The organism is Ligilactobacillus ceti DSM 22408 (assembly GCF_000423245.1).
GTDB lineage: Bacteria > Bacillota > Bacilli > Lactobacillales > Lactobacillaceae > Ligilactobacillus > Ligilactobacillus ceti.
This window is the reverse complement of the sequence record NZ_AUHP01000012.1, coordinates 57,996-72,540: the sequence shown is the minus strand read 5'-3', so window position 1 is coordinate 72,540 and position 14,545 is coordinate 57,996. Positions and strand designations below refer to the sequence as shown.

The window sequence follows — 14,545 nt, the reverse complement described above, 5'->3', positions numbered from 1 at the left end:
TTTTCGAATGGAATTAAATTCAATTCAAGCAACTGAATTATTAGCTAAATTACACAAAAAAAGTCAAAATCAAGAAAATGTTTTGAGTGCAGGTGTGGGAACAGCTATTACTGCAAAAACATGTGAAGTGAGTGATGCAGATTTTTTAGTTGTCTATAATTCAGGAAGTTATCGCCGCTCTAATACAGGGGGCTTTGCAGATTTGTTATCTTATGGAGATGCTAATTTACAAGTTCTGGCAGCTGGAAAAGAAGTTTTACCGATTGTGCCGGATGTACCAGTTTTAGCAGGTGTTTGTGGTACAGATCCATATAAAGTAATGGAACAACATTTGCAAGAAGTTAAAAAACAAGGTTTTATTGGTGTGCAAAATTATCCGACAGTCGGAATTATTGATGGTACATTTCGGAGAACGTTAGAAAGTACAGGCATGGGTTATGATTTAGAAGTGAAAATGATTAGAAAAGCTCATGAGCAAGGTTTGTTAACGGTGCCGTATGTTTTTGATAGTGATCAAGCGCAAAAAATGGTACATGCTGGTGCGGATATTATTGTTGTGCATTTTGGTTTGAAATCACAATTAGCGATTGGCACACAACAGGCTCAAATTCGTCAAACTTGTTTAATGGAATTAAGAAAAATTATTAAAGTCGTGCATAAAATTAAACCACAAACGTTAATTTTGTGTCATGGAGGAACTGTTTTAAATGAACAAGATTTAGTATATTTAAAAGAAAAAACACCTGAATTAGCAGGCTTTTTCACAACATTTGCGGATGAAAGTTTAGCTCATCAAAAAGATATCGAAAAAGAATTAGAAATGTTACATTAGAAAATAGTTAATAAAACAGCTCGTCACTGATAACGAGCTGTTTTATTTTGTTTCACGTGAAACATTCAGGAAAGTTGATATACCAATGGTTACACGCGATTTGTAAAATATTTATTTTTTTATATAAAATTTAAAAAATGAGAAAACCAGTTTAAATATTTAAAAATAATAATATTCATGGAATTTAAAAATAAAGTACGCTAAAATGGAATATGATAGGGTTTTCATTATTTTTTGAGAGGAGGGAATAATGTTGATTTTAGAATATTTACGTCGGGATAAACAAAAAAGCTTAATTTTAATTTCCTATAGTTTATTAATTTTTTTCTTACTAGGAAATTATAAAGGATATTTAGCGGGAGAATTAGATTTTTGGATTCTTTTTGAATTTTGGGTTTTAGTTGTTTATGCAGCCGTGATAACTTTATTAGTCATAATTGATAAGCATTGGGGAGTTAATGGTTATTTTGTGAAAAATAAAGTCGCAGAAATTGAAATTATCCCACCGAACAAAGAACAAAAAATACCGAAATACCCAAAACCGACACCACCTGAAGTTGTTAGTTCAGTTACTCGGGGGTTAATAATAGTATTTAATACTATTTTTATTGAATGTCTGATTATACTAGTTGTTCATGTTGTTATGGAAATAATTGACTTAGATCTTTTAAAGAATTTATAAAGAAGAGGATTATTGGTTTAAATAATCAATAATTCACTTCTTTTTTCTTTTCAAATTCGAATGATGGTTGTAGAATAACACTATTATAAAAAAGTGAAATTGAGGTGCCATATGGGATTGGAAAGAAATTTACAACAAGCTAAACGAATTGTTGTGAAAGTTGGAACAAGTTCGCTAACACATGCGAATGGTTTGTTTAATTTACAAGCGATTGATCAACTTAGTTATACATTAAGTGGATTAGTTAATGAAGGAAAAGAAATTGTTTTAGTATCATCCGGCGCGATCGGCGTAGGGATGGGCCAACTTCGCTTGACACAACGACCCCAATCAATCCCAGAACAACAAGCATTGGCAGCTATTGGACAAAGTCAATTGATGGCTGTTTATCAACAACGTTTTTCTTTATATGGACAAAAAATTAGTCAAGTTTTATTAACACATGATGTTTTAGATTATCCTCATAGTCGAGCAAATGTCTTAAATACTTTTGATACTTTACTTTCGTGGGGAGTTATTCCAATTGTTAATGAAAATGATACGGTGGCGGTAGCTGAATTAGATCATATTACGAAGTTTGGTGATAATGATCAATTGTCAGCGATTGTGGCAACAGCAATTAATGCTGATTTATTAGTTATGTTGTCAGATATTGCAGGGTTTTATAATAAAAATCCGCAAAAATATAGTGATGCACAATTAATTACTGAAATTAATGAAATTAATGAGCAAACTTACCAAGCTGCTGAAGGTAGTGGAACGAATTTAGGTACAGGTGGAATGACTACAAAATTAAAAGCTGCTGAAATGATGTTAGCGGCGAATAAAAAAATGATTTTAGCGGATGGATCGAATCCATCAATTATTTTTAAAATTTTAAACAATGCTGCGATTGGAACATTGTTCGCTAAAAAATAAGGGGAAAATCAAATGAAAACAGATTTGGAATTAATGGGTCAAAAATCGCAAGTTGCTGCTCAGGAAATTGCCCAACTTTCGACTGATCAAAAGAATAAAATTTTAAATTTAATGGCTCAAAAATTAATTGAAGAAAGTCATCGGATTGTGGCAGCTAACCAAATTGATTTAGCGCAAGCCCAAGATATGCCGGCGAAATTTATAGATCGGTTATTGATTGATGAATCACGGATTTTGGGAATGGCACATGGTTTGCAACAAGTGGCCCAATTAGCTGATCCAATTGGAGATGTCGAACGTGCGTGGGTGAACCATGTAGGTTTGAAAATCACACAACAAAGAGTTCCGTTAGGTGTGATTGGTTTGATTTATGAAGCTCGTCCCAATGTGACGGTTGATGCGAGTGCATTGTGTTTTAAAGCAGGAAACACAGTTATTTTACGTGGTGGTAAAGAAGCCTTACAAACTAACTTAGTTTTAGCAGAAGTTTTAAGAAATGTTTTAAAAGAATCAGGGATTAATCCGGATGCTATTCAAATTATTTCGGAAACATCACATGAACTAGCGAATGAATTTATGCGTTTAAGTGATTATTTAAGTGTGTTGATTCCTCGTGGTAGTAAAAAATTAATTCAAGCTGTGGTTAAAAATGCTACTGTACCGGTCATTGAAACTGGTGCCGGTAATTGTCATGTTTATATTGATGAATCTGCAGATGAAAAAATGGCCGTGAAAATTGTTGAAAATGCAAAATGTCAACGTCCATCGGTATGTAATTCAGCTGAAAAATTAATTATTAATGAAAAAATTGCTACACAATTATTACCAAAAATTGCAGAAGAATTGGCTTCATCACATGTGTTATTACGTGGTGATCAAAAAGTTCAAGCAATTTTAGGCGGTAAAGTTCAACCAGCGACAGCGGAAGATTGGGAAACAGAATATAATGATTATATTTTAGCGATTAAAGTTGTGAGTGATATTGATGAAGCTATTCAACATATTAATCGTTATAGTACGCATCATTCGGAAGCGATTATTACGAATGATTATCAAAATAGTCAAAAGTTTTTAAATCAAATTGATTCTGCATGTGTTTATGTGAATGCATCCACACGTTTTACAGATGGTTTTGAATTTGGTTTTGGTGCCGAAATTGGAATTTCAACGCAAAAAATGCATGCTCGTGGACCAATGGGGTTACGTGAGTTGACGACAACTAAATATTTAATTCAAGGATCAGGTCAGATTCGTGAATAATAAAAAAGGCTTAAATTATCTTGGAAAATAATTTAAGCCTTTTTTTAATTGTTGCTCAAAAGAGTTAAATTCTTATGTTATAATAAGTGCCAAAGAGACTAATGACGGTTAACGTCGGTTCGTTTAGCAACTTGCGAACTAAATGGTAATAATTTTATTACAAAGAGGCTTAGGCTTCGCTCATTTTGAGTAGTTGACACAAGACAAATGGAGGATATTATGGAACGCAAGCAAGAAACAACAGGTATTAAGTTATTTACTTTAAATTCAAATCGTGAATTAGCAGCTAAAATTGCTGATTATATGAATGTTGAATTGTGTGACGCTTCAATTAAACACTTTAGTGATGGTGAAATCCAAATTAAAGTTAATGAAAGTATTCGTGGTGATGATGTTTACGTTATTCAATCAATCGCTGATCCAATTAATGAGAATTTTATGGAATTGATGGTTATGATTGATGCTTTACGTCGTTCTAGTGCGGGTACAATTAATGTTGTTATTCCTTACTATGGTTATGCACGTGCAGATCGTAAGACGCGTTCAAGAGAACCAATTACTGCTAAATTAATTGCAAACTTAATCGAAATGGCTGGAGTAGATCGTGTGATTGCGATGGACTTACATGCTGCGCAATTACAAGGGTTCTTTAATATTCCTGTTGATCATATTTTTGCTATTTTTGAACAAGCTAAATATTTCAAAGAAAAAGGCTTAGATCATGATGTAGTCGTTGTAGCACCAGATCATAGTAGTGTAAAAGGTGCCCGTAATTTAGCTGAATTATTAAAAGCTCCGATTGCAATTATTGATGAACGTCATGTTGATGGTAAAACATACAATGCTGTAATTGGTGATGTTAAAGGATATCGTTGTATTGTAGTTGACGATATGATTGATACAGGACATCGGATGATGACTGCTGCAACTACTTTGAAAGAAGCTGGCGCAACAGACATTTATGCTTGTGCAACACATGCTATCTTATCCGGAACTTCAGTTGAAGATTTGAAGAAATCTGATTTTTGTGAAGTTGTGGTAACAGATACAATTAGTCTTCCAGAAGAAAAGAAATTTGATAAATTAACAACTATTTCAGTAGCTGAAGTATTAGGTGAAGCAATCTCACTTATTTATAATAATCATTCAGTTAATGAATTATTTGATAAGAGTTCAGATATTTAAAAACAAGTAACACACTAACGTTTCTAGCAATTTTTGTTAGCGACGTTAGTGTGTTTTTTTGATTAAAATATGCTAAGATAGATTTAATATATTCAGAAAGAAGGTTCTTGCATGACAAATTTAATTGATCCACAAAAATTAGCTTATTATCGTGAACAATATACAACATATCCAGCTGCTAATCCTTTAGCACGTGCTACACAAAAAAATGGTGTGATTGAAGCAAGTGAAAACCATGATGCTAAACGTAAATTAAACCGGACATATTCAGTGGAAATTGAAACTGGTGATGTAACCTATCAACAAAAGAGTGGACGTTGTTGGATTTTTGCTACTTTAAATACTTTACGTCATGATTTTGCTAAAAAATATAAAGTGAAAAATTTCCAGTTCTCACAAAATTATGTTTCATTTTATGATCGTTTAGAAAAGAGTAATCAATTTTATAATAATATTATTAAAACAGCGGATCGTCCTTTGAAAGATCGTTATGTACAAGATATTCTTCATTGGGGAAATAATGATGGTGGTCAATGGGCTAATGCAGCAGCTTTAATACCTAAATATGGTCTTGTACCACAAGATGTCATGCCAGAAACTTTCAATAGTAATAATACAGAAGGTTTAAATGCGACATTAAACTTAAAATTAAAGAAAGATGCTTTAGTTTTACGTGAATTAGTAGAGAAATATGGTATTGATGCTCAAGAAGTAGCAGCTAAAAAAGATGAGATGATGACTGAAATTTATCGCATGTTAGTTTTTGCCTTTGGTCAACCACCTGTAAAATTTGATTTTGAATATCGTGATGATGATAAAAATTATCATATTGATCAAGATTTAACACCAAAAGAATTTTATGATAAATATGTTGGTGTAGATTTAAAAGATTATGTTTGTTTAACTGATGCACCTGATCATGAATTAGGTAAAGTTTACGGTCTTCCAAGTCAAGATTATATTCCAGAAGGACAAAAGAACCGCTTTTTAATTTCAACAACACAAGCGTTAAAAGATGCTACGGTTGCGCAATTAAAAGCTGGTGAAACAGTTTGGTTTGCTTGTGATGTTGCGAAAGATATGGATCGTAAACAAGGTATTTTAGCTAGTGAATACTTTAAACAAGATGAATTATTTGGTTTGGATTTAGAATTTTCGAAAAAAGATCGCCTACTTACAGGTGAAGCTGAAGTATCACATGCTATGACATTTACGGGTGTTGATGAAATTAATGGTCAAACAACTAAATGGAAAGTTGAAAACAGTTGGAGTGATAAGATTGGTGAAAAAGGCTACTTTATTATGTCCGATGAATGGTTTGATAAATATATGTATGAAGTAATTATTAATAAGAAATATTTATCAGCTGAACAAGTTCAACTTTGGGAAACTGCAACAGCGATTGAATTAGAACCATGGGATTCTTTACGTTAATTTGATTCAGTATATAACAGCTCAGATGAAGATCTGAGCTGTTATTTTTTTAGTTCAAAGCGTGGTAAAATGAAGGAAATGAAACAAAGGGGATATATATATTATGGCTTTAGATTTTATCTTAGGAACTGCTAGCTGTGATCATCAAGCTGAATTAAGAAATCAATTACATACTTTAATGCAAGAAAAGCCAAATAGTCAGTTTTTCTATATTGTACCGGATCATATTAAATTTGGAGCTGAAGTTAAAGTTTTAGATGAGTTACGTAAAATTGACCAACCTACACATGAAATTTTTGCAGCTAATCAAGTTCAAATTTATTCTTTAACCCGATTAGCTTGGTATTTTTTGAAAAATGAACCGGCATATTATTTACCAAGAATTAGTCAAGCGGGTTTGCAAATGATTGTACAAAGAATTTTGCGTGATCATCATGATGAATTAACAATCTTTAAAGGTGAGAAGAATCAAGCTGGGTTTGTGGAAAAACTTGTGACACAAATGTTGGAATTAAAAGATGGTAATGTTGATAGTCAAGCGTTACAAGTTTTAGAACAGCAAATACCGGAAACCGGCAGTGCTAAAGAACAAATTTTAAAAGCAAAGTTAAAAGATTTGCAACTTGTATATCGTGAATTTGAAAAGTTTATTTTTAATAAATACCTTGATAATAATGATATTTTACAGTTATTAACGAGTTATTTAAAACAACAAGATTTGCATGATTATTATTTTATTTTAGATCAAATGACCAATTTTACCGCGCAAGAAATGAAATTAATTCACGTCTTGTTAGAACAAGGAGCGCATGTCAAAGTTTCTTTAGTTTTGGATAAACCTTGGATTAAGGAAATGCCGCAACCGAATGATTTGTTTTATGTTACAGGGAAAACTTATTGGCAATTAACACAAGCGGCCAAACGTTATGGTCAAAAAATCACTAATTATCAAGTAACACAAAAACGTTTTAAAACACCTAATTTATTAGCGTTAGAAGAATATTGGATTAATTCGATTAATGGGTTGTCATTACAACAAATCAAACAACCAAATAAGAAGTTAGCAATTTATCAAGTTGATTCTCGCTTACAAGAGCTGGAATTTGTAGCGGCTAAAATTAAAGAATTAGTTACTATTCAAGGGTACCATTATCAAGATTTTATGATTTTAACTCCTAAAATTGAGTTATATCAAAATATTTTAGATCCTGTTTTGCAAAAATATGAAATTCCGCATTTTATGGATTTAAAAAAACGCATGTCAGATCATCCTTTAGTTGAGTTATTACAAGCATTACTAACAATTCCTTTAACAAATTATCGATATGTCGATGTGATGCGACTATTGAAAACAGAACTATTAATTCCTAAAAGCCCTTATGATGAACGTTATGCGGTGGCCACGTATCGGGAATATTTAGATTTAGCCGAAAATACTATTTTGAAATTCGGATTACAAGGACAACACGCTTGGACGAGTGATGAAGATTGGTTGTATTATCGATTTAATTCACAAGATGATCAAGAGTTAAAAGACAAAGAAATTAAAATGGCAGAAAAAATTAACGTAATTAAAAATTACGTCAAAAACACTTTGCCACCGTTCTATCTTAAATTGAAAAAAGCTCAAAACGGAAAAGAAGCAGCACAAATTTTAATGGAATTTTTACAACAAGAAGAAGTGCCACAAAGATTGAGTAGTTGGCGACAACAAGCACTAGAAAGTGGTGAAGTGCAAGCTTCTAAACAAGTTGAAGAAGTTTGGCAAGTATTTTGTAATTTATTAGATGAATATGTTGAAAACTTAGGAACTTTACCATTTATTCCGGAAGACTTTTTAGATTTATTGAATGCTGGTTTTGAAAGTGCCACTTATAGTCAAGTTCCTTCAACTTTAGATGAAGTTTTAGTGACAGAAATGCGTACTACACAATTAAACGATCGTAAAATTACTTTTTTAATTGGGGCTGTGGATACAGTTTTACCTGGTATGCAACAAAGTGAACAATTGTTAACTGATCAAGAAAAAGATATTTTAATGCCTAATTTAGCGCCAGACCAACAATTAGCCGAAGGTACAGCTGAAAGAATGGCGAATGAAAGTTTTGTAGCTTATCAAGCTTTTATGAGTAGTACACAAGAATTGGTTATGACATATCCTTTACATGATGATCAAGAGAAAAGTTTACAAATATCGCCTTATTTAAAACGGATTACCAATTTCTTTGGAATTGATATTAAAATTGTGTCGCAAGAAATCCAAGAAGCTGGTGATGTTAGAACATTAATTACTACGAAAAGAACTACATTAAGTAATTTAATTCAGACAATGCGTGATTATCAAGAACAAGGTTTGCCGTTACCGATTATTTGGCAATATGTCTATGCACAATTACAAGCTGACGCGACTCCTGCAGAAGCTGATTTAATGAATAAATTATTAGCTAGTTTACAATATACTAATCAACCCGAACCTTTAACAGAGACGAGTGTTAAGTTGTTATATGGTGATACGTTGAATACGTCAATTTCGAAATTAGAAGAATTTTATAATAATCAATATGCTTATTTTTTGAAATATGGTTTGAAGTTGCAAGAGCGAGATGTATTTGAACTTACGAATGCCGATAAAGGATCGTTATTCCATTTAGCATTTGAACAATTATTTAATAAATTAGCCCAAAGTAATCAAGATATTAAAAATGTTACTGAAAAAGAATATTTACAATATTTGAATCAAGTTATGACTGAGATTTTACAAGAACCACAATTCCAAATTTTACAATCTACAGCGCGTATGAAATTTATTAGTCGGCAATTACAAGCAACCATTCAACATATGGGTTGGGTAATGCACCGCCAACGGCAAGTTTCTAAAAATTTAAAAACTATTGGAACAGAAGTTTTATTTGGACATCACGGCAGCAAAGAAGGATTAGCTCCGTTAGTGTATCCTATTGGTTCGAAAAATAAAATTGCAGTTCGGGGAATTATTGACCGGGTTGATCAAATTAGTTTACCGGATAAAACATATATTGGCTTAGTAGATTATAAATCGAGTGCTAAAAAATTTGAATATTTAAAAGCTTATTATGGCACAAGTATGCAGATGTTAACTTATTTACAAGCTTTATTGAATAATGCTAATAAATTAATTAAACAGCCAGCAACCAAGAAGGAAATTTTACCGGCTGGAGCATTATATATGCAGATTGTCGATCCTGTTTTAAATTATAAAGATTTGAAAGGTGATTTAAGCCAAGCGGCACAAATTTTATTTAAAGAACATAAATTAAAAGGGATTTTACTGGATGATCGGGAACTTTTAGCTAATTTAGATGATCAATTAGAGCCGGGAGCGAGTTCTGATATTTATCAAGTTGGTTTAACTAAAAAAGATCAATACAATAAAAATTTAACCAATTTAATTACTCAAGAAGAATTAGAATTATTGCTATATCATAATGAACAATTAATTAAAGCAGCTGGGGAAGCGATTTTTGCCGGTGAAAATGCTTTGAATCCAATTCGCTATTCTGATCAAGAAACAGCTTTGCAATATTCTGAATATAAAGCAATTATGCAATTTGATGAATTGCTACCTGATAATCACTATCGTGATGTTGAAAAGTTAGCTAAGTCGGAAATTTTAAAAGCAATTTCAGTCGAGCAAGAGGAGGGAGAATAATGGCGAAAATCACTTTAACACCAGCACAAGAACAAGCTGTGTATGATAGTGGGAAAAATATTTTAGTTGCAGCTTCAGCTGGTTCTGGAAAAACACGTGTTTTGGTACAACGTGTAATTGAAAAAATTAAAAGTGGGATTAGTTTAAATGATTTATTAGTTGTAACTTTTACAGATGCAGCTGCCCGAGAAATGAAAGAAAGAATTCAAGCCGAGTTGCGGCAAGAATTGAAGTTGACTAATGATCAAAATCAAAAACGTTATTATCAAGAACAATTGCTAGCTTTGAATGTTGCTAATATTAGTACTATTGATTCTTTTTGTTCATATTTAATTAAACGTTATTATTATGTTATTGATTTAGATCCTAATTTTCGTATGATTACTGATTCGATGGAACAACAATTATTACGTGAAAAAGTTTGGGAAGAAGTTCGTGAAAGTTATTATGCACAAAATGATCAGGAGTTTGAAGCTTTAACTTTAAATTTTGCTAGTGATCGTGATGATGAAGCTTTAACAGAGATTGTTTTTAAAACGTTTAATTATTCACGTGTGCAGCCAGATGAAAATGCTTGGTTAGAACAATTAAGTTCAGTTTATGCTGTTAGTGAAGAAAGTTTGACTAAAACACCATTATTTACTGAGAATATTTTACCAATTTTAAAAAATGAACTTCTTTTAGCTCAAGAAAATTTACAACAAGCTTATCAACAAGCTTTTTCTTATGGTTTTGACAAAGTTGCCGCTAAGATTGAAAAAGATCTTGAGTTAATTACAGCTTGTCGTAATCAATTAGGTGGTTCATGGGATGGAATTCGCCAAGCGTTGCAAGTTAAATTCGTGACTTTATCAGGGTATCCCAAGAAAGCTGATTTAACACCTGAAGATGAAATTGTGAAAAAACAAATTAACGGTTTAGTTGCTGGTGTTAAAGATCAATTGAAAAAATTATCTGAAAGTTGGTTTTTGTTGGATGAAGAACAAATCAAAACGACTTTACAAGCAGCGCATCCGATTGTACAAAAATTAAGTGAAGTAGTGCAAAATTTTGCGCGTGCATATGCAAATGAAAAACAACAACGACATATGTTGGATTTTAATGATTTAGAACGTTTAAGTTTAGAAATTTTAACAACAAATAATGATCAAGCACAACAAATTCAACAAGTGTTACAAGATAATTATCAAGAAATTATGATTGATGAATATCAAGATACGAACGCTTTACAAGAAGCTATTTTAATGGCTTTAGCGAAAAAAAATCCAGGGAATGTTTTTATGGTTGGTGATGTTAAACAATCAATTTATGGTTTCCGTTTAGCAGATCCGACTTTATTCTTAGGTAAATATCAAAAATATGCTGAACCTGATCAACCTGATGAACGAATTATTTTAGCAGAGAATTTTCGCTCTGTTCAAAATGTGACTGAATTTACGAATTTGATTTTTTCACAAATTATGAATTCGCAAGTTGGTGAAATGGTTTATGATGAAGTGGCGCGCTTAGCTTTTGGTGCGAAATATTATCCTGAAGAAACACAACAACCCACAGAAGTTTTAATTTATTTGGACAATAAAGCAGAACGGACAACTGATAATACGCTTCCTGGGGATTTCAAAGAACCTTTTAATGCTAATTTTAGTGTTCAAAGTAAAATTGAAGGCCAAGTTTTAACGGTTGCGCAACGGATTAAACAAATGATTGCTAATCAAGAAATGATTTATGATCGTGAACAAAAAATTATGCGTCCTATTGAATATCGCGATATTGTTATTTTAGTTGCTGCGAAAAAGAATAACTTATTATTAACAGATAAGTTTCAACAATTTGGGATTCCTTTAGATGTGAATGATACAGATAATTATTTTCAAACAACTGAATTACAAATGATGGTTTCTTATTTGAAGATTATTGATAATCCTTATCAAGATATTCCATTAGTCGCAGTTTTACGTTCACCAATTGTTGGATTAAAAGAAAATGAATTAGCTTATTTGAGAATTAATGATCAGATGGGTGATTATTATCAAGCTTTACAAGCGTTTGTGAATGAATATCAAGAAAATAAAGCGAGCGTTTTAGCCCAAAAATTATATCCAAAAATCACCAATTTTTTAGCTGAATTAGATCGCTTCCGAACGATTGCGCGGCAAAATAAATTAGCGACCTTAATTTGGGAAATATATAATCAAACTGGTTTGTTAGATTATGTTGGTGGAATGCCTGGTGGTAAACAACGGCAAGCTAATTTACATGCATTGTATGAACGAGCAACTGTTTATGAAAAAACCAGTTTTAAAGGACTATTCCAGTTTGTGAAGTTTATTGCGAATTTAGAAGGAAAAGAAGATCTTTCCGCAGCAAAAATTAATGCTCAAAATAATGCTGTGCAAGTTATGACAATTCATGGTAGTAAAGGGCTTGAATTTCCGGTGGTGTTTTTATTAGACACAACAAGTGGATTTAATAAACAAGATTTGAAAGGACCGCTTGTTTTAGATAATAAATATGGTGTTGGGATTAACCTTTTGAATTTACAACAAAGAATTAAACGTAAAACATTGTTATATGATGTGATTTTAGAACGGACGCGGCAAAAAAATGCTGCAGAAGAAATGCGTAAATTGTATGTAGCTTTGACGCGTGCTGAGCAAAGATTATTAATTGTTGGGGCGTATGATAGTCAAGAAGCAATGTTAGCTGAATGGGAAAAAAGCGCTAATGATCAAACTTTAGTGTATAACGCTAGTTTAAGAAAAAATGCTAAAAATTTAATGAGTTGGATTGGGATGAGTTTAATCCGTAGTTCACAATTTGATCAAAGTGGGATTCAGCGGACGAGTGATTATTATCAACCGGCTTATTTAAAAGAAAATCAAGCTGATTTTAAAGTGGTTTTGAGTACACCAGACACTTTAGCTACTTTAGAAACGAAACAACCTTTAGATATTCAAACTTGGTTAAAGGAACAAAAAGAAAAAATTAAAAACTTAGTTAAATCTCAGTCCGAAACAACAGAGAAACTATCTGCTGAAGCTAAAAATTATGTTGATCGGATGTTGCATGCACAATATCCGCAAGCAGCCTTAACTAAAACAACGGCATATCAAGCTGTTTCTGAAATTAGTCAATTAATGACTGATCCTGATATAACACAATTACCGCAAATTGAGTTGCAATATCAAGCCGATCAGTTACAAGCCGTAAATCGTTATGTTAAAGAAGATTTGGGTCTGCCAAAATTTATGACAACTACTACGACTGTTTCAGCAGCACAAGTTGGTTCGGCAATGCACTTGTTATTCCAAAAAGTTCCTTTAAATCAACCTATAACTTTAGATGTAGTACAAGATTTATTAACGAGTGAAGTTCACAAAGGATTTATTACGTCAGAAGTAGCGCAAAAAGTTGATTGCCAAGCAGTAGTTGACTTTTTTGCGAGTGATTTTGGTCGCGAAATTCAAGCACATGCTGACCATGTTTATCGTGAAGTTCCGTTTTCGTTACTTTATCCCGCACATAAATTATTTGCCGGGGTTTCTGCCCAACAAACAGCTCCCATTTTAGTTCATGGTGTGATTGATGGTTATTTAGTATTAGATGATAAAGTTATTTTATTTGATTATAAAACTAATTATGTTCGTGATGACCAGTTTCAAACTAAAGAAGAATCGATTCAACAATTAAAGGAACGTTATCAAGGTCAATTAGATTTATATGCCATTGCTTTGGAGCGTATTTTAAAACGCGAAATCACACATAAATATTTATATTTAGTTGAAGTTGGTGCTTTAGTTGAATTAAATTAATTTAAAACATGTTACAATATGACATGCAGAAAGAACAATTTGCTTATGAGGTGAAATAAATGGCAGAAAAACAAAAAAATGCAAAAAAAATTTGGTTACGAATTTTAACGGGGATTTTATTAATTGTTGGTTTAGCTTTAGTCTTTAATCAGCCAATTAAAAATTTTGTCGTGAATCATTTAATTCAAACTGATTTAAATGCAAAAATTAATCCGAAAAAAGATCAAGATGCGAACTTTGATTTTAGTAAAGTCGAAGCAGTTGATAATAAAAAAGTATTACAAGCAATGTTTGATAAACAAAATGTTATTGGTAAAATGGCGATACCTGCTTTGAACATTAAATTACCAATCTTTTATGGATTAAATAATCAAGCTTTAATGCACGGGGCCGGAACAATGCATCCTAATCAAAAAATGGGTGAAGGTAATTATTGTTTAGCTGGTCACCATATGTTAGATCCTGATATTGTTTTTGGACCTTTAGATAAAGCTAAAAAAGGCCAAAAAATTTATTTAACAGATGGTAAGAAAATTTACACATATACAATTACGCAACGTGTGACTGTTGATGAAACGCAGGTGCAATGGGTTGATCAAGTTCCTGGTCGGAAATTAATCACGTTAGTTACATGTGCTTCTGGTCACGTGGGTGAACCAGATCGGGTTATTGTGCGTGGTGAATTAACTAAAGTAACACAAGCAACTGATAAAAAACTAAAAATGTTTGTTTAA

The 14,545-nt window shown here is 32.2% G+C and carries 9 protein-coding genes; all 9 read left to right on the top strand.

Translation table 11 applies throughout. From position 1 onward, the window contains the following. Positions 1–7: 7 nt before the first annotated feature. Positions 8–832: a phosphoenolpyruvate hydrolase family protein gene (locus G540_RS0100795; RefSeq protein WP_035463441.1), complete on the top strand. Its 825-nt coding sequence runs from the start codon at positions 8–10 to the stop codon at positions 830–832. A gap of 250 nt (positions 833–1,082) precedes the next feature. Next, positions 1,083–1,514: a hypothetical protein gene (locus G540_RS0100790; RefSeq protein WP_027106440.1), complete on the top strand. Its 432-nt coding sequence runs from the start codon at positions 1,083–1,085 to the stop codon at positions 1,512–1,514. A gap of 111 nt (positions 1,515–1,625) precedes the next feature. Further along, on the top strand, positions 1,626–2,432 hold the full coding sequence (gene proB, locus G540_RS0100785; protein WP_035463439.1) for a glutamate 5-kinase: 807 nt from the start codon (positions 1,626–1,628) through the stop codon (positions 2,430–2,432). Between the two features lie 12 nt (positions 2,433–2,444). Continuing rightward, complete coding sequence (locus G540_RS0100780) at positions 2,445–3,692, top strand: glutamate-5-semialdehyde dehydrogenase (protein WP_027106438.1); 1,248 nt, start codon at positions 2,445–2,447, stop codon at positions 3,690–3,692. A 219-nt stretch (positions 3,693–3,911) separates the two neighbouring features. After that, positions 3,912–4,877, top strand: coding sequence for a ribose-phosphate diphosphokinase (locus G540_RS0100775; protein WP_027106437.1), 966 nt, complete (start codon positions 3,912–3,914; stop codon positions 4,875–4,877). Positions 4,878–4,988: 111 nt separating this feature from the next. Next, positions 4,989–6,311 carry a C1 family peptidase gene (locus G540_RS0100770; protein WP_027106436.1) on the top strand — a complete coding sequence of 441 codons (1,323 nt, stop codon included), beginning with the start codon at positions 4,989–4,991 and terminating at the stop codon, positions 6,309–6,311. 103 nt (positions 6,312–6,414) lie between these two features. Further along, complete coding sequence (locus G540_RS0100765) at positions 6,415–9,999, top strand: PD-(D/E)XK nuclease family protein (RefSeq protein ID WP_027106435.1); 3,585 nt, start codon at positions 6,415–6,417, stop codon at positions 9,997–9,999. Then, complete coding sequence (gene addA / locus G540_RS0100760; RefSeq protein WP_027106434.1) at positions 9,999–13,811, top strand: helicase-exonuclease AddAB subunit AddA; 3,813 nt, start codon at positions 9,999–10,001, stop codon at positions 13,809–13,811. Before G540_RS0100765 ends, addA begins: the two co-directional genes overlap by 1 nt. Positions 13,812–13,870: 59 nt before the next feature. Next, a complete protein-coding gene (locus G540_RS0100755) occupies positions 13,871–14,545 on the top strand; it encodes a class A sortase (RefSeq protein WP_027106433.1) in 675 nt (224 codons plus the stop codon).

Coding starts and splice junctions, on each gene's coding strand:
- G540_RS0100795 (WP_035463441.1), top strand. CDS start 8: ATGGAATTAAATTCAATTCAAGCAACTGAATTATTAGCTAAATTACAC.
- G540_RS0100790 (WP_027106440.1), top strand. CDS start 1,083: ATGTTGATTTTAGAATATTTACGTCGGGATAAACAAAAAAGCTTAATT.
- proB (WP_035463439.1), top strand. CDS start 1,626: ATGGGATTGGAAAGAAATTTACAACAAGCTAAACGAATTGTTGTGAAA.
- G540_RS0100780 (WP_027106438.1), top strand. CDS start 2,445: ATGAAAACAGATTTGGAATTAATGGGTCAAAAATCGCAAGTTGCTGCT.
- G540_RS0100775 (WP_027106437.1), top strand. CDS start 3,912: ATGGAACGCAAGCAAGAAACAACAGGTATTAAGTTATTTACTTTAAAT.
- G540_RS0100770 (WP_027106436.1), top strand. CDS start 4,989: ATGACAAATTTAATTGATCCACAAAAATTAGCTTATTATCGTGAACAA.
- G540_RS0100765 (WP_027106435.1), top strand. CDS start 6,415: ATGGCTTTAGATTTTATCTTAGGAACTGCTAGCTGTGATCATCAAGCT.
- addA (WP_027106434.1), top strand. CDS start 9,999: ATGGCGAAAATCACTTTAACACCAGCACAAGAACAAGCTGTGTATGAT.
- G540_RS0100755 (WP_027106433.1), top strand. CDS start 13,871: ATGGCAGAAAAACAAAAAAATGCAAAAAAAATTTGGTTACGAATTTTA.